This is a genomic window from Bradyrhizobium sp. AUGA SZCCT0169 (genome assembly GCF_018130085.1).
In the GTDB taxonomy this organism is placed as follows: domain Bacteria; phylum Pseudomonadota; class Alphaproteobacteria; order Rhizobiales; family Xanthobacteraceae; genus Bradyrhizobium.
In genome coordinates this window covers 26239-42899 of the sequence record NZ_JAFCMC010000042.1, presented here as the reverse complement: position 1 = coordinate 42899, position 16661 = coordinate 26239, and the positions used below count along the sequence as shown (strand labels likewise).

Annotated in this window: 13 protein-coding genes and 1 pseudogene; 5 read left to right on the top strand and 9 right to left on the bottom strand. The window is 63.9% G+C overall.

The window, feature by feature from the left end:
• Positions 1 to 18: 18 nt before the first annotated feature.
• A complete protein-coding gene (locus tag JQ609_RS30480) occupies positions 19 to 1755 on the bottom strand; it encodes a hypothetical protein (protein ID WP_212276409.1) in 1737 nt (578 codons plus the stop codon).
• A 326-nt stretch (positions 1756 to 2081) separates the two neighbouring features.
• Here JQ609_RS30480 and JQ609_RS30475 point away from each other — a divergent pair, with 326 nt between their 5' ends.
• Positions 2082 to 2921: a caspase family protein gene (locus JQ609_RS30475; protein WP_212276408.1), complete on the top strand. Its 840-nt coding sequence runs from the start codon at positions 2082 to 2084 to the stop codon at positions 2919 to 2921.
• Between the two features lie 104 nt (positions 2922 to 3025).
• On the opposite strand, the gene JQ609_RS30470 is transcribed toward JQ609_RS30475, so the two are convergent.
• The 3 genes from JQ609_RS30470 to JQ609_RS30460 all read right to left on the bottom strand — a co-directional run bounded on the left by JQ609_RS30470 (position 3026) and on the right by JQ609_RS30460 (position 5905).
• A complete protein-coding gene (locus tag JQ609_RS30470; RefSeq protein WP_212037440.1) occupies positions 3026 to 3910 on the bottom strand; it encodes an efflux RND transporter periplasmic adaptor subunit in 885 nt (294 codons plus the stop codon).
• A 108-nt stretch (positions 3911 to 4018) separates the two neighbouring features.
• Positions 4019 to 4888 carry an alpha/beta fold hydrolase gene (locus JQ609_RS30465; RefSeq protein WP_212276407.1) on the bottom strand — a complete coding sequence of 290 codons (870 nt, stop codon included), beginning with the start codon at positions 4886 to 4888 and terminating at the stop codon, positions 4019 to 4021.
• A 159-nt stretch (positions 4889 to 5047) separates the two neighbouring features.
• Positions 5048 to 5905, bottom strand: coding sequence for a class I SAM-dependent methyltransferase (locus JQ609_RS30460; protein WP_249128580.1), 858 nt, complete (start codon positions 5903 to 5905; stop codon positions 5048 to 5050).
• A 252-nt stretch (positions 5906 to 6157) separates the two neighbouring features.
• On the opposite strand from JQ609_RS30460, the gene JQ609_RS30455 reads away from it, so the two are divergent.
• The gene (locus JQ609_RS30455) at positions 6158 to 7759 is read left to right on the top strand and encodes a winged helix-turn-helix domain-containing protein (RefSeq protein WP_212276406.1); all 1602 of its coding nucleotides are present in this window, start codon (positions 6158 to 6160) and stop codon (positions 7757 to 7759) included.
• A gap of 21 nt (positions 7760 to 7780) precedes the next feature.
• Here the strand turns inward: JQ609_RS30455 and JQ609_RS30450 are convergent.
• A pseudogene (locus tag JQ609_RS30450) lies at positions 7781 to 8032 on the bottom strand (HigA family addiction module antitoxin).
• A 99-nt stretch (positions 8033 to 8131) separates the two neighbouring features.
• Here JQ609_RS30450 and JQ609_RS30445 point away from each other — a divergent pair.
• Both JQ609_RS30445 and JQ609_RS30440 read left to right on the top strand, forming a co-directional pair.
• Entirely contained in the window at positions 8132 to 8416 is a 285-nt protein-coding gene (locus tag JQ609_RS30445; protein ID WP_249119773.1) for an antitoxin, read from the top strand.
• Entirely contained in the window at positions 8413 to 8820 is a 408-nt protein-coding gene (locus JQ609_RS30440; RefSeq protein ID WP_212214538.1) for a type II toxin-antitoxin system VapC family toxin, read from the top strand. The genes JQ609_RS30445 and JQ609_RS30440 overlap by 4 nt, the downstream gene beginning before the upstream one ends.
• A 70-nt stretch (positions 8821 to 8890) precedes the next feature.
• Here the strand turns inward: JQ609_RS30440 and JQ609_RS30435 are convergent, their stop codons facing one another.
• Complete coding sequence (locus JQ609_RS30435) at positions 8891 to 9667, bottom strand: calcium-binding protein (RefSeq protein ID WP_212214542.1); 777 nt, start codon at positions 9665 to 9667, stop codon at positions 8891 to 8893.
• A 1071-nt stretch (positions 9668 to 10738) separates the two neighbouring features.
• Here JQ609_RS30435 and JQ609_RS30430 point away from each other — a divergent pair.
• The gene (locus JQ609_RS30430) at positions 10739 to 10969 is read left to right on the top strand and encodes a hypothetical protein (RefSeq protein ID WP_212001010.1); all 231 of its coding nucleotides are present in this window, start codon (positions 10739 to 10741) and stop codon (positions 10967 to 10969) included.
• Between the two features lie 69 nt (positions 10970 to 11038).
• Here the strand turns inward: JQ609_RS30430 and JQ609_RS30425 are convergent, their stop codons facing one another.
• From JQ609_RS30425 to JQ609_RS30415, 3 genes are all read right to left on the bottom strand, one after another.
• Positions 11039 to 11305: a hypothetical protein gene (locus JQ609_RS30425; protein WP_212214784.1), complete on the bottom strand. Its 267-nt coding sequence runs from the start codon at positions 11303 to 11305 to the stop codon at positions 11039 to 11041.
• A gap of 315 nt (positions 11306 to 11620) precedes the next feature.
• Positions 11621 to 14077 (bottom strand): adenylate/guanylate cyclase domain-containing protein, encoded by a 2457-nt coding sequence (locus tag JQ609_RS30420; protein WP_212276405.1) that lies wholly within the window; start codon positions 14075 to 14077, stop codon positions 11621 to 11623.
• A gap of 236 nt (positions 14078 to 14313) precedes the next feature.
• Positions 14314 to 16464, bottom strand: a complete 2151-nt coding sequence (locus tag JQ609_RS30415) for an AsmA family protein (protein ID WP_212276404.1) — start codon at positions 16462 to 16464, stop codon at positions 14314 to 14316.
• Positions 16465 to 16661 lie beyond the last annotated feature (197 nt).

Sequence of the window (16661 nt, the reverse complement as noted above, 5' to 3'; positions counted from 1 at the left end):
TTCGTGGGATATGCGCTGCTACGCGCTTTTTCCCCGCATCATCACCCCTCGCGCCAGCGCCAGCCCCATCAGCACGAAGGCCGAGGTCACCTCGGGGCCACCGACCAGGATGCGTGTCGGGGTCTTCATCTTGTTCCACTCATACGCCTTGTAGGGTCCGTGGCGGCCGCCTTCGCCGACACCGGCGACGATGCAATGCAGCGCAGGCGTGAAGCTCGACGCGTCAGCGCCGAGATGCGCGAGCGCCATCAGGGCCAGCGCCGCATCGAAGGCGTTCATCTCGTGGGTGATCAACTCGCCCTCGACATAGGCCAGCACGCGGCCGCGGATGAAGTCGAAGGTGTTTTCGGGATCGATCGCCAGCCGCGCCGCCGGCGGCAGCGCGATGAAGGCCGCATAGCAGCGGCCGAAATAGGCGCAATAGAGCTCCGGCAGATAATAGATATGCGAGCGCGGATTGGAAAACGCGCCGCTTTCCACCAGCCGCTTCTGGAAGCCGATGATGCGATGAACCGTCTCCAGCCGTGAGGGCGTCTCGATGATCTTCCAGCGCGCAAGGTTGCGGAAGCTGACCTCGAGGATGTCGAGATTGAGCGTCGGGTCGAGGTCGTTGCCGTAGGGCCGGTCGCCGGCGAGGTTGTCGATCCATGTCACGACGCCGCCCTCGTACTCGACGTTGTCGTTCAGCGGCACCGTCACGCGCGGCTCGTTGGCGCCGCTGCGGACCTGATAGCCGGCGTAGAAATCCAAAAGCGGCTGATCGAGGATCGGATCGGTCGAGCCTGCCTGCGTCGCCGCCGAGAATGAGCAGGCGGTGGTGTCGCAGTCCGGCACGTAGATGCCGAAGCCGAGATCCTGCTTGATCTGGGAAAAGAATTTTGAAAACCGCGGATGCGGCAGCGGCGCCAGCGCGGTGATGACGCGCACGGTGGAGCCGTCATGCGAGGGCACTTCCTCGGCGCTGGTGGCGAGGCAAAAATCGACCATCTCCGAAATGGCGCAGCGCGATGCCGCCGTCTGGTCCCCGGAGGCGAGGCCGGTTTCGACAAAGCTGAGCAGCGCCTCGGTGAAGAAGGCGTCGTAATAGGCCGAGCGGTGCCGGATCTGCATTGGCTCCCACATCGGCTCGGCGATACCGGTCCAGGGCGGATTGATCAGCGCGCGGGCCGGCGAATGCGCGATGAAGATCCGCGCCAGGCTGAACAGCAGGGTCGAGTTCTTGTAGCCGCGCGAATTGAGCCCGGTTAGCGCCATCAGCATTTCGCGCCCGCCCATGTCGGCATCGCCGAGCAGGTTGAACGCGGCATAGGTCGGGATGAAGCCGTTTTTGGCAAACGAGCGTAGCAGTTGCGCGCCGCAGGTCCGGATCACGCGCTCGATCTCGGCAAGGTCAGGCGCTTTTGCAGGCGACACGGCCGGCGCCGGCTTTGGGTGGCGGACATCGATCGTCGCCATCAGTTCGGCGATGGGTTGACCTACCGCTTCCCAGTCCGGCGCGTCGTCGTCGCGGGCGCGGGTCAGTGCCTCACGCAGCGACTGCAGCCGGCCTTCGTCGCGAAGTTGCGGCAATCCGGTACGGCGCAGCAGCGGCCGCAGCGCGGGGTTGCCGAGCGCGGTCCGATAGAATTTTCCAAGATGAGGGTCGCCGCCGGCATAGTTCAGCAGCAGCGGATCGCAGACGTCGTACAGCGACGGACCGTCCTTGCGGGCGGTCAGCGCGCGGTAGGCGGCGCCGGCGAAATATTGAAAGCCCATGCAGTCTCTTTTCGCCGGAACCGTGAACCGAGGGCCGTCGAATCTACCGCCGGCCTGCAAGCCATTGAAAATGATACAAATCAGCGGGAAATACAAATGTGACTGATGTCACAGAAAATGCTCCCGATTTGGTACCATCATTCTCTTGGGGAACGTCATGCGCCAAAGGAGGTTGCCCGCAATGGCCGTGCGGGTTAAGGGTTTCTTTGTTGCGGTGCCGCAAATTGCCACAATTCGACGGCACACCAATTCGCAACCCCTCAAACCTAAACGGCACTGGCGCGACTAACTTGGCGCGCCCTGGTCAACGATTGGGAATTGAAACAATGGACGGTAGCAAGCCAAGCATCTCTCGCCGCTCGGTCACCGTGGCCGCCGCTTTGGTCGGCCTGGTGTCACTGGCGATCGGCGCCCATGCTGCGCTCAACAAGCGTTCGCTCGATGTTGCCAAGGCGATCGCGACCGAACAGAATTCCGACGTCGCCACCAAGACTTCCCGCGTCGCACTGGTCATCGGCAACGGCCACTATCCCGACGCCTCGGCACCATTGGCGCAGCCGATCAATGACGCCCGCGGCCTCACCTCGGCGTTGCGCGGCAAGGGCTTTGACGTCGACGTGGTGGAAGACGCCACCAAGGACGACATGGCCCGCGCCATCGGCCGGCTCAAGTCCAAGATCAAGCCCGACAGCGTGGTGATGCTGTTCTTCGGCGGCTACGGCGTCCAGGTCGGCCGCCAGAGCTACATGATCCCGGTCGATGCCGCGATCTGGAAGGAAGCCGATGTCCGCCGCGACGGCGTCAGCATCGAGTCCGTGCTCGACACGATGAAGGAGCAGGGCGCCAAGGTTAAACTCGTCGTGGTCGACGCCTCGCGCCGCAACCCCTATGAGCGCCGTTTCCGTTCCTACTCCCACGGCCTGGCGCCGATCTCGGCCCCCGAAAACGCGCTGATCCTGACCTCGGCGACGCCGGGCAAGGTGGCCGACGATTCCAAGGGCCAGTACAGCGTGCTGATGTCTGAGCTGCTCAATAACCTCGCCGCGCAAGCGGGCCTCGAAACGGCGTTCAACAAAACCCGCGTGACGATCTCCCGCGCCAGCGAAGGCGAGCAGGTTCCCTCGGTGTCGTCCTCGCTGCTCGAAGACGTCAGCATCGGCGGGTAAGTACCCCTCGTCATGCGCGGGCTTGACCCGCGCATCCATCAAGCAAAATATCTCTCAAGATCGATGGATGGCCGGGTCAAGCCCGGCCATGACGGCTAATGCCGTCACTTCGCGTCCGCGGCTACCATCACCGGGCGCACCGGATCGCCTTCCCGCAGCAGGGCGCCGGCGCGGGCGACCACGATATCGCCTTCGACGATGCCCTCGCGGATCTCGACCTGGCCCTGCTGCATCAATCCGGTTTCGACCCGCCGGGTCTCGACGCGCTGGCGCTTCACCACCTGCACCACGGTGCCGGCATTGCCATAGAGGATCGCGGTCAGCGGCACCGAGATGCCGCAGCTCTGACCGGTCTTGATCTGCGCCCGTCCGGAAGAATTGACCAGAAGCCGGCGGTTGGTGGTGACGGCGATGAACACCTGGGCGAGCTGGCTGTTGGGCTCGACCGTGGTCGACAGCCGACGCACCCTGCCATCGACTTCGCCGGCGCCGATCACCTTGATCCGTGCGCTCTGGTTGATCTGAAGTTTTGCGATGTCGCGGGTCGGCACCAGCCCGACCAGGTCGAATTCGCTGCGGGCGATGATCGAAAACAGCGCCTCGCCCTTGCCGGACGCCATGGCGCCGACCGCGGCGGTCGAGGCCGAAACCAGCCCGGCGACGGGCGCCTGCACCAGCACCGTGCCGCCTTCGGGCAGCGTCAGCCGGGCCAGCGTCTGGCCCGCGGTGACGGTATCGCCGGCATCGATCAGCACTTCGGCGACCTTCAGCCCCATGCGCTCGGGCCGCACCTGCGTTTCCTCGCGCGCGATGATGGTGCCGGACACCTCGACATTGTTGCCGAAGCAGGATTTCGCGGCCTTGAACACGGTCACCGCCGCGCCCTTTGGCGCCGTTTCCTCGTCGGCGGCAAACGCCGGCGGCGCGGCCAGGCTGAGCGCCCCCGCAAGCATCAGGGCAGGCAGCTTGAGGTCGCGCGCGGTGATCATCGGCGTTTCATTTCCAGTTTCGGGCCCATAAATACCAGAAATGGATACCAGATGCCCGACCGGCGCGCCAAGCGGCAAGAAGACCACCAAGGAGGCCCAAACCGCGGCTCAACCGCCTGCCAGGCTGACCAGCTTCGCCGCCGGCTGGCCGGCCGCCAGTGGCACGCCGGCAAGTTCATCGGCGCGGGCGATATGGGCCGCGATCACAGGGTTGATGATGCAGGCATGGGTCATCGCGAGCATATGCCCGGCATCCGGCAGATGGCGCAGTTCGGCGCCGTCGATGTCAGCGGCCAGCCGGCGGACGATGCGCTGAGTCAGGTTCGGCGATTGCCCGCCGGACAACAGCAGCGTCGGCACCCGCAACGAGGCCGCCGCCATCGTCACATTCTCTTCGGCGAAGGCGGCGGCGAAATCGTACGGCAGCCGTTCGGCATGCTCGATCATGCGGATGCGCGCGGCCACAGGCAGTTCCTCGCGCGGGCCGGAGCCGCACCAGAACTCGGAAAACTTGTCGATCGCCTCCAGCACTGACCCGTTCCAGATATCGTGGCGCACCTCGGTGGCCAGATCAGCGAACTGGTCGTGCAGCCGCCGGTCCGGCGCGCTTTCGCGCAGCAGCGTCGGCAGCACCGGCTCGATCAGCGTCAGACTGCGGATGCGATGCTCATACGCCGGGTCGGTCGCGATCTTGAACGCGATGGCGCCGCCATAGGAATGGCCGACCAGATGGATCGAGCCATTGGCCTGATCGAGCGTCTCGCGCAGGCACGCCACTTCCTGCGCCAGTGTCAGCGGCAGGTCGAACGTGCAGGCCTTACTGCCATAGCCGATCAGATCGGGCGCGATCAGTTTTGTGCCTGGCCCAAATTCGGCGCCGAGTTTTGTCCACTGGCGTCCCGAACCGAGCGAGCAATGCAACGCGACGACGCAAGCGGTGGCGTTTTGTCGTGAAGAGATTGGAGTCAAAATGTTCATCGGAGCAATCCTGTGTGTTCGTTTCGGAAATGACTTTCTCTCCGTCATGGCCGGGCTCGACCCGGCCATCCATCTTCTTCGAAGGACTCTTGCGAAGAGGGATGGATGCCCGGGTCAAGCCCGGGCATGACAACGTTGGTGGTGTGTGGACGTGCAGCGTCATCGCTTCGTGATCACCACTTCCAGATACTCGCTCGGCACCACCATGGTGCCGTTGCTGGCGCGGTTCATGCGGACGATCAGGGCGTGCAGGTCGTTGTGCAGCTCTTCCTGCTTCGCCGGCTCCAGCGCCGCGAACGCTTTCAGCACCGGGCCGTAGAAGGTCTTGAACACGTCGAGGAAATGTTCGGCCGAGCGGTAGCGGAAATTGAACAACCGCGACTCGGCTTTGATCGAGGCCGCGCCGGCATCGAACATCTCGGTGAGCCGTGCGCGCGTGCCCCACATCGCCGGCGATTTCGCGCCCGCGGGCGGCGGCAGATGCTTGCCGAGCGTCTTGAACACCTGGCCGATAAAACCGTCCGGCGTCCAGTTGGCGAGGCCGATCTGGCCCTTCGGCTTGCACACGCGCAACAATTCAGCGGCCGCCTTGTCCTGGTGCGGCGTGAACATCACGCCGAAGGTCGACAGCACGACTTCAAAAGAGTTGTTGTCGAAGGGGAGGTTCTCCGCGTCGGCCTCGCGAAACTCCATCGTCATGCCTTCGGCATTGGCGCGCGCCCGGCCGCGCTCCAGAAGCGCCGGCACGTAATCGGTCGAGGTCACCTCGCACCAGCGGCGCGCGGCCGCGAGCGAGGCCATGCCGTTGCCGGCGGCGACATCCAGCACCTTCGAGCCGGCTTTGAGATCCAGCGCCTCGCACAGCTGCTCGCCGACGATCTGCAGCGTGGAACCGACGATGGCGTAATTGCCTGACGACCACGCCGCCTGCTGCCTGGTCTTCAGCGCGGCCAGATCGGGAGCGGGCATCATGGTCGGGGCGGGGGTGGCGGCGGTAGCGGTAGCTGGGGTGGCCATGCGGTGTTCCTCCGGGTCATGCGGCCGCAATGCGGGCCGCGATGAACCGAACATGCCGTTCCGAGGACCTAAAGACTCTGAGACGGGGCTGATTTTGCCTTGAGGCCACCCTGATTTTTCTGTGAGGCAGGCATCTGTGAGGTAAAACACGTCATGGCTGATTTGAGCGCGCTAATTGAGCGGCCCCGCCAGCAAAACCCGGCAGAACCGGGCGACAAGCGGGCCCGATCAAACGGTCACGGGGATCCTCGCGTGCAATTTCACTTCTCAAACCATGTGCTCGACAGCGCCGTGCGCGAATTGACCCGCGATGGCCAAATTGTCGCAGTCGAGCCGCAGGTGTTCGATCTCCTGATGTACCTGGTCGAGCACCGCGACCACGTCGTTACCAAGGACGATCTGATCGAGAGCATCTGGCACGGCCGCATCGTCTCCGAATCCACGCTGACCAGCCGCATTAACGCCGCGCGCACCGCCATCGGCGACAGCGGCAAGGACCAGGCGCTGATCCGCACCATCGCGCGCAAGGGTTTTCGTTTTGTTGGAGATGTCAGCAGCGGTGCACTTGCACCGCGACCCGCGCTCAGCGGCGCCCTTGCGCCGCAAAGCGCGACCCCTGCATCCCTGGCGCGCCCGCCCGAGCCCGCGCACATCTCCCTGCCGCCGCTCGACCGCCCCGCGATCGCCGTGCTGCCGTTCACAAACATCTCCGGCGAGCCCGAGCAGGAATATTTTTCCGAAGGCATCAGTGAAGACATCATCACCGCGCTGTCAAAGCTGCGCTGGTTCTATGTCATCGCCCGCAACTCCTCTTTCGTCTATCGCGGCCGTCAGGTGCATCTGAAGCAGATCGGCGAGGAGCTCGGCGTCGGCTATGTCGTCGAAGGCTCGGTGCGCAAGGATGGCGACCATGTGCGCATCACCGCGCAGCTCAACGATGTCGTGACCGGCAGTCATCTGTGGGCCGAGCGCTACGACCGCAACCTCGCCGACGTGTTCGCGGTGCAGGACGAGATCACGCAGGCCGTGGTCGCCGCGATCGAGCCGCAGCTTTACGCCGCCGAGAATTTCCGCAGCCAGCGCAAGACGCCCGACAATATGGACGCCTGGGATCTCGTCATGCGCGCGCTGTCGCATTACTGGCGGGTGACGCGATCGGACAATCTGGTGGCGCAGGCGCTGCTCGAAAAAGCCATCGCGGTCGATCCCCACTACGGCCAGGCGCTCAGCCTGCTCGCCGCCTGCCATACGTTCGCGGCCCATATGGGCTGGGAGGACATGCCGACGGCGGTGCGGGCGGCGGAACGCGCCGCGTTGGCGGCGATCCGCGCCGACTCTGAGGATGCGTGGGCGCATTATGCGCTGGCGAGCGTCTATCTGTTCAACCGCCGCTTTGACGATTGCATCGCCGAGTTCGAGCTGGCGCTGCGGCTCAATCCGAATTTTTCGCCGGCGCGCGGCATCTATGGCGTGGCGCTGTCCTATCGCGGGCGCTGGCAGGACGGCGACGCCGCCGCCCGGCAGGCGCTGCGCTTTTCCCCGCGCGATCCCTTTGCCGGCATCTATTGCGGCGTCGCCGCCTATTGCCAGTATGTCGGCCGCAACTACGAGGAGGCGATCCGCCTCTCCCGCGAAGCCCTGCGCCAGCGCCCCGATTTCGTCGGCGCCCACCGCGTGCTGACGGCGTCGCTGGGCATGTCCGGCTTCACCCAAGCGGCATCAGCCGCGCTGGAGGGGCTGCGGAACGTGCAGCCCAATATCTCGCTGGCCTGGCTGTCGACCGAAATGCCGTATGAGCATGAGGTGGAGCGGGAGCATTACCTGGAGGGGTTTAGACGGGCGGGGTTGGGGTAGGTGGACGGCTAACGGCGGGGCTCACGCCGCTTTCGTCAGAGGTCGCGCTCGTTCAATCCGCTTGCGCTCCAGTGGTGAATGCATCGCTTCTCATAGATCGCTTCGCCGCTGCACATTGAGCCAGAAATCCGCACGGTTGCCGAACACGCGGGCGAGAATGAGCGCGGTCGCCGCGGTCACGTTGCGACGATCGTTGCACAACTCGTTGACGTGCTTGCGTTGCACGCCCATGCCCTCAGCCAGCGCGCCTTGCGTCAGTCCGATCGGCTGCATGAACTCCTCGACGGTCTTCAGGTTTCCATCAGGAATTGACGGTTCGTTGGCCTTGATGTATACCAATGGTATCTACCAATTACCGAAGGAGGGCGGATCATGAATTCACCCACCAAACCGCTCATACAATCGACCGCGAAGCTGTTCATGCATGGCCGCAGCCAGGCGGTGCGCCTGCCGAAGGAATTCCGCTTCGAGGGCACCGAGGTGCAGGTCAGCAAGGTCGGTGACAAGGTCATCCTTGAGCCGTTGAAAAAGCAGCCTATCGATCTCGATCAATTCTGGGCTGAGCTCGACGCGCTTGGTGCGCGGGACTTTCTGCCGGACGGAGTCCCGGACGATCCGCCGGTCGAACCCGACCCACGCATCTTCGTCGACGAATGATTTGCCTCGACACCAACATCGTCATCGGGATCGTGAGCGGACGCAATTCGTCGTTTCGTCACCGCGTTGGAGAACAGATGCGCGGGGGCACGCCAATAGGGTTGCCGGTCATCGCGTTATTCGAAATGCGCTACGGATTCGCCAAGAGCGACCGGCGTGAGCACAACGAATACTTGCTTGAACGATTTCTTGGGCTGGGCATCGATCTTCTCCCGTTCGAGCCGGAAGATGCCATGCATGCCGGCGATATCCGCGCCGACCTTGAAAAGGCAGGCACCCCGATCGGCCACTACGACATTCTGATTGCCGCGCAAGCGCGCCGCCATGGCGCTACCTTGGTGACGGCGAACGCCCGCGAGTTCGCGCGCGTGCCAGGACTGTTGGTGGCGAACTGGGAAGCATAGACCGCCAGCCCGTGAAAGCTGGCGGTCCATGCCGTCGCATTCAGCACTCACTGCACCGAACGATCTCGGCTCACAGCAAGAAATCCGCCGTCGTGAACTGGTGGCTGTTCGTCGAAATGATCTCCATGTCGGCCGCGCCGCCGTTGATGTTGAAGAACACGTGCTGGCCGTCGTCGTGGGTCTCGAACCAGAACTTGCCGGCCTGGGTGGTCGCACCGCTGGACGAGAAGGTGAACTGGCTGTTGCCGTTGGCGGAATTGCCGTCGGCGTCCATGAAGGAGACGTCGATCTTGTCGCCGACCTGGAAGTCGGTGATGCGGTCCGCGGCGCCGACCGCGCTCTCGTTCTCAGCGCCGAGGCCGACGAAGTAGACGAAGTTGTCGTTGCCCGTGCCGCCCGACATCACATCGGCCTTGCCGCCGCCGTAGAGCGTGTCTTCGCCGCTGCCGCCGAACATCGTGTCGATGCCATGCAGGTTGGACGCGACCGCGTCATTGTCGCCGACCAGATAGTCGTTGTCGCTGCCGCCGCTGATGCGGTCCGCGCCGGCGCCGCCGAAGATGTGGTCCTCGCCCGACTGGCCGTTCAGATTGTCGTCGCCTGCGCCGCCGTCGATCGTGTCGTCGCCGGAGCCGCCGAACACCTTGTCGGCGGAGTTGCCGTCCAGGATGATGGTGTCGTTGCCGCCCTGGCCGTTGACGAGCTTGGGGGCAGTCCCCGTCAGCTGGAAGTGAAAGTTGCTGTTGCCGCCCAGGTTCTGAAAGCCGTCGCGCGCATCGTCCTGGGTCAGTTCGGATTGTTGTTCGGCGTAATCCAGCTTGTTGAATGGTTTCCAAGGATAAATCATCGTCGTGTTCCCTCTGTGCCGGCCGCCCAGAATGGGCTTGCCTGTGACCGGGAACATCGCAGGGTCTGCCGGCCGGCGCTGTTCCCTGGGGAACAGGCGGGGGTGTGAAGTGGATCGCGGCGCGCAATGATGCTCAAGCTCGCGCGACACGCATGGTCGGCTCCCTCCCTCCTTGCGGGGTCGAGACGAGCGAAGCTCGCTCTTAGGGCTGGGGAGAGGGGTTCACACGGGCAGTCCCGATGATGCTAACCCTCTCCCGCAAGGGGAGAGGGAACGGAGAACGCGCGGCAAATCGGCGCGAAGCCGGGCAAATCAGTTCTGGTTTACAGAAATCGTGTCAAGCAGAAAATTTCTGTAAATCAAAAATATTTCTGTTGTCGGCCGACCCAAATCAGTGCGCATCTATCGCCATCCCGTCCTACTCAGAAGGGCGTCGGCCGTCGTCACGGACGTTGGGCGGGTTGCGGTGGACGCTGGTTTACGCCTCGACGATGGCGTGGATAAGCGTACGGCAAAACCGTGTGGTCCTGGCACCCGTTGCAGGTGTCAAGCTGTCGGAGAAGCGTGAGCGGAAACGATAGCGACGGAGTCAACCCAGAACTCGTCTCCGGGGAGATCACGGCATAAGCCGTAAAGCCATTGCGCAGGGAAGGCCGGGTGTTCTCCGCTGCCCTGTATGCTCGTGTGCATTTGTTTTGTGCTAACCGCACACGAGACCGCGGGTGCAGCGCGCACCCGGTCTTCCCTGCGCCCTCTCATTTTCGGGGGCGGGAAGTTTCTGGCAAAGCTCGGGCGCAATGCGTCGCGAGAAGGCGAAGCCGCGTTTGGATTTGGACGATGGCGCAACAACAAGCACAGCTGTCGTCCCGGCCTTGACCACAGATGCGCAATTGCGCATCTGAGATCAAGGCCGGGACGACGATGAGGGAGCGAGGCGGATACTGGAAAACCGAGTCCGCACTTGCCGACGACACACACCCGATGTGACTCCCCGCACAGTGCGGAACGACAGAAAACCTTACGTTTGCACTGTCTCCGATGGGGAGATTTCAACACGAAAGGTCTACAGCAATGTTCCGCTCAGCTCTCATCCTCACCGCCGCCGTTGCCGTCGCGCTCACCGCTTCCTCGGGCGCATACGCAAGGGGCAAGCACCGCATGGCGATCTACGATTCGAACGGCAAGAAACTGTTCGATGACGGCAAGCTCGACGGCAAGGGTTGCGTCGTCGGCAAGCAGGCCAAGTTCGATCCCAAGACCGGCGGCATCAAGGTCGTCAACGCGGCGAAGTGCAATTTTTGATCTTCGTCACGACGGGCCGACGACGACATGGCGCCTGATGGTTCCATGTCGTTCGTCGTCCTGAATCATTTAGTGGCAGGTGGTCGCCATCACGGGGTGGCCCGGATTGGTGGTCCGATCGACGTACTTGTGGCAATGCAGCTTGAGATTCGAATTGATCATCGGCCGCGTCGGCTGAACGCGGGGCGGCGTCGGCATCGGGCGGTTGATCACGGTTTTCGAGCCGGCGAAGTTGGAGTTGCCGATCATCCCGGCCTGCGCGACCGAGGCGGTGGCAAGGCTGGCTGCGGCGGCGGCAAGGGTGATGACGGATACATAGGCGGTGCGGGAAAGCATCGGGAAGCTCCTGGTGTTTGGGGACTGTCCAGGCCGCGACCTCGAATGCGAACTGACCGCCGTTTGTCGCATCCGGCGGGCAACGGGTTCTATACGATGCGGGTGAACGATGCTGTTTTTGGGTGCTGCGACGATTTGCCGGTTGGGCTGCGGCTGGCGTTCATCGTCCCGGCCTAGTGCGCGATTGCGCACGGGGGCCGGGACCCATACGCCGCGGCCCATCGGCAAGAACGCTGGCGTTAGATACCTTCCGCAAAGTGAGCATCACGCGGTATGGATCCCGGATCGCGCTTCGCTTGTCCGGGACGACGGCAACTACGACTTCTTCTGCCTTCGCGCCGCCGACGCCGCATCCACCACATTATCCACCTCTTCCCGCCAGCTCGTAATCTCGGCCGCCAGAATCGGATGGTTAAAACCCTTCAAATTGAGATCGTCGATCGGGTGGCCCTCGACCCATTGCTCGACCATGCCGTAGACGCGCCTGCTTACCACGATCTGGTTGGCCTTGGCCTCGTCGCACAGGCGCGAGGCGAGATTGGTGACGCTGCCGATCGCGGCGTATTCCAGCCGCTGCTCGAAGCCGATCTGGCCGAGCGTCGCGTAGCCGAGCGCAATGCCGATGCCGAAGCCGAGATTGTGGCCGCGGTTGCGCCACTTCTCGGTCAGCGCGCCCACCGTGTCGCGCATCTCGACGCTCATCTTCACCGCGCGCTTGACGTGGTCCTCGAACTGGATCGGTGCGTTGAACAGGATCATCACGCCGTCGCCGGCATAGCGGTCGAGCGTGCCTTCGTACTTGAAAATCAGTGCGCCGAGCGCGGCGTGATACTCGCGCAGCACGTTCATCGCCTCTTCCGGCTCGGTGGTCTCGGTGAACGAGGTAAAGCCGCGCATGTCGCAGAACACGACGGTGACTTCGCGGCGGTGGCTGTCGAGCAGGCCTTCATGGCCGTCGCCGGAGGCGATCAGCTGCGCCACCTGCGGCGCCAGGAAACGCTCCAGGCGGCGGATGCGTTCGATCTCGCCGAGCTGGGTCTCGACCCGCTCCTCCAGCGACCTGTTCCAGTCCTTGAGCTGGTCGGTCTGCTCCAGCAGCTTGTCGGCCTGCTCGCGCACCGTGGCGTTCGCCATCTCCAGCTCGCGGCTCTTGTGGTCGACTTCCGAGAACAGCCGCGCGTTGCGCATCGCGAGCACGCTCTGGTGCGCAAAGGTCTTCATCAGGCCGATGAGGTTGTCGGAAAACTCGCCGGCGTTCTGCCGCAGCACCACCAGCGATCCCAAAATGCCCTGCTGGTCGACCAGCGGCACCACCAGCACCGAATGGAAGCCGGCCTCGACCACGACGTCGCGCAGCGGATGATCCGCCGTCGCGTCCAGATCGGGGATTGCGATCGGCTCGCCCCGCGCGGCGGCTTCGCCAAGCGGCGAATTGTCGGCCTCGATCGCGAGGTGCTTGCCTTCAGCCGCCTTGTCGATGCCGATCGATTCTGTGAGGTTGAATTGGCGGTTCGTGGCGTCATAGCCGTAAATCAGGACCGCGTCGGCATGGGTGATTTCGAGCGCGCGGGCGGCGACCGTCGGCAGCACGGCGTTGAGGTCGAGCGACGACGACACCGCGCGGCCGACCTCTTCCAGCACTTTCAGCTCGTTGATCGACTGCGCCAGATCCCGCGTCCGCTCCTTCACCTTGGCCTCGAGGCCGGAATAGGTTTCCGCCAGCTGGCTCGCCATGCCGTTGAACTGGTCGGCAAGCTCTTCCAGCTCGTCGGAGGTCTTCACCTCGATGCGGTGGCTGAAATCGCCGCCGCCGAGCCGATGCGCGCCGGCGCGCAGCGCGTTGATCGGCACCAGCATCCGCCGCGCCATCACGGTGCCGGCGATGATCGCGGTGACGAGGCCCATCGCGATCAGAAGCGCGATGCGCAACAGTTGCTCGCGGATCGGCGTCAGCGCCTGCGCCGTCGGCTGCTCGAAGAACACGAACCAGCCGATCCGCGGCACCGCGCTCACCGTCGTCAGCACGTCGTTGCCGGCAATGTCCGTGCCCTCCGACAGCAGCGAGCCCTTGATGGCGGCAACCTGCGGCAGGCTTGAGACGTCCTTGCCGATTTCGGGGCCCTTCGACGAACTCGCCAGCACCTGGCCCTTGCTGTCGACGATGTAGGCAAAGCCTGTCCTGCCGACCTCGGTATCGCCGAAGAAATCCTGCAGGAAGCCAAGATTGATTTCCGCGACGGTGACCTGGGAATCCGAATGCGGCAGCGAGATCGACGTGAACGGCCGCCCGTCGCGGAAATAGGGCGTCGCAAAGCTGGTGCCGCGCGCGGCGGACTCGGTGAAGCGCAGGTCGCGGGAGAAATCGGCGTTGCTGCCGTAATGGACCGTCTGGCGCGTCAGGCGGAGCTGCTCGCGGCCCTGGGCTGAGAGCAGCGTCAGCTGGCTCACATAGGGCACCTGGGTGAGCAATTGCGCATAGTCGGCGCGGCGGTCCTCGATCTTGTAGGAAGAGGTCCGCGTCACCCAGTTGATCTGCCGTTCGAGGTCCGACATCGATTGCTGGATGCGCTTGGCGGTGGCTTCCGCCTTCTCCGACATGCCGTCGGTCAGCGAAGACTTGATGCCGCGATAGCTGATCCAGATTTCCATCGCGCCGTTGACGGCGAGCACGAACACGACAAGGCCGACCAGCGCGACGACGTATTTCGCGAACAGGCCCTCACGCAGGAACCAGACCCTATCCTTGGCGGCGTTCACATCCGTAACCCTCATGCGCGTCACGCGTGGTGTGCGCGCATCGGTGTGTCGGTGGCAGCAATCCCCAGCCGGGTGCCGCCGCGGCTAGGCCTGTTTAGCACGATTTGGGAGGCCGAGCAGGTGGCCTATCCCACACATGGTTAGCTTCGATTTTAGGCGGATATCCCAGGATTCTCGTCATGCCCGGGCATAGGCGAGCAGAAGCGACGTCGTCCCTGGGACGGCTGTGCTTGGCCATGACGGGGCAAAACTCAGCGATTAAACAGCTGCCGCAAGACGTCGTTCATCGGCTGGCTGTCCGTTTGCGGAGCGCCATCATTCTGCGCCGTCGGGGCGGCGGGCGCCGCCGGCTCGGCATCAGCGGGCTGTTGGCCCGGAATCGGAATGCTGCGCGGGCTGTTCGGCCGCGGCGCGGCTTGGCCGGCACTCCCTTGAGCGGGTCTGCCCTGACCGCCTTGACCGCTATTCAGACCTTGCTGCAGCAGATTGCCGATGGCCTCGCCCAGCTGGCCGCCGAGCGGATCGTTAGGCCTGCCGCTGCCCTGGCCACCCTGTCCCCCCGGCTGGCCGCCGCCGAGCAGTCCACCCAAAATCCCCTCAAGCCCGCTGCCTTGCTGGCCAACCGGTCCGCCCGGTTGTCCACCCGGGACACCCTGTTGTCCGCCGAGCAGGCCGCCGAGGGCGGAGCCGAGGCCGCCGCCATTGGGACCAAACAGGCCCTTGCCCATCTCCTTGAGCTTGGCATAGGCGGCGTCGGGATTATCCAGAATGCCCTGCATGTCCGGATAGATTTTCGGCGCGCCCCACGGCCCCTCGATCATCACGGGAATACCAAACCCGACCGGCTCATTGGTTCGGCCCTGGCCTTCGGTGGTCATCACGAGCTTTGGTTCGACGCGGAACCCGATCTGCTTGGTGTCGAGCGCAATGGTGCCGACGCCCGTCATCCGCACCAGCGGACCGATCAGATTGAGATCGGTGGTGACAGCCTGCCCCTTGTCGATCTTGAACGACGCCGAAAGCTGCGACAGATCCGTCGACTGCTCCTTGCCCTCCTGCCAGCCGGACAGGGTGCCCGAGGTGAGCGAGCGGATCATCTGGGCGACGTTGAGGCCCTTGATGGCGCCGTCCTGGAACACGACGAAGGCGGTGCCTTGCAGGCCCGCCATGATCGCGCGCTGGCTGTTGCCGGTGGAGCGCACGCTGATCTTGGTTTGCATCTTGCCGTCGAGCTTGTCGAAATCGGCCAGACTCCTCAGCAGCGGCAGCGCGCGCACGCCGTTGAGATCGGCCCGCAGCGCAAACGAAGGATTGGAGGTCGAGGCATCGATAGTGAGATCGCCATTGGTGTTGCCGTCATAGGCGCCGAGATTGGAAACTTGCGTCTTCAGCACGCCGCTGTTGAGCGTGACGTCGATCGCCGCCGGCGCGAAACGCGCGTCGCCGACATTGAGCGCTGCCGCGGAGATCCGCGCCTGGGCGTCGACGTAATTGAGGCCATTGAGATTGATCGTGGCATTGCTCCAGGGCTGCGCCGCCGAACCGCTGTCACCACGGCCCATCGCGACATCGAGCCGCTGGAAATCCAGATCGAGCTTCACCAGCGGCTTGCTTGCGGTATCGACCGAGGCCCAGCCATTGAACGCGCCGTCGCCGAGCGTGCCGGTCAGGCCGTTGATCATCACCACCGGGCCGTTGAGCCGGACTTCCGCCTTGCCCGACAGCTGCCCGTGCAGGAAGCCGGGCGCGTCGACCTTGAATTCGGTCGGGATGTTCTGCCGTTCGAGCGGCGGTGCCGGGGCCACCGCCTTGATGTCGAATTTCAACGCGTGCTCGCCGGCGCGCGCATTGCCGGTCGCCCGGATCTTGCGGCCGGCATCGATCGTCATGTCGGCGTTGATGGTCTCGATCTTGTTCTCGACGCGGTCGCGCAGATTGGAAAACACGATCGTGCCGCCGGTGACGCTGACATGCTCGATGGTAAAGGCTTCGCCCTTGATCGCGGCGGCCGGCTTCGACGGCGGATTGATATCCTTGATGCGTTCGCGCTGCAGCGGCAGGTTCAGCACCGGACGAACGATGACAAGTTCGGTGACTTGCGGTTTGCCGGACCACAGGCTCGCCAGTGTCACGTCGGCCTGGATGCTGGCTGCGGTGAGGCGGTGGTTGATGTCGCGATCTTTCGGATCCTGCAGCGCAACGTCGTTCAGCGTGATGTTGAGCGACGGCCAGAGTCCGACCCTGGTTCCGCCGTTGATGGTGAGCTTGTAGCCGGTCTCGCGCTCGACCCGTTCCTGGATCTGCGACGTCATGAAGCCCGACGGGATGCCGATCACGAGCAGCAGCCCGATGATGACGATCACGGCGCCGATAGCGGCCCCGGCGAATTTCAATGCTCTCATTTCGACTTTCCAGACCGGGCAAGCGGATCGGTTTCGGCCGCGCCCGATGGGGCACAGCCGGACAAGCGAGCTTATCCCGGAAGGGGACATCGCTCAAAGAAGCCAAAATTATTGCAAGGCTGCTGCAATGCTATGTGACTTATGACACACTTCGGTCGGGGTGAATCTTGCTAGGGCCTTTGGGGACGGTTTTGGAT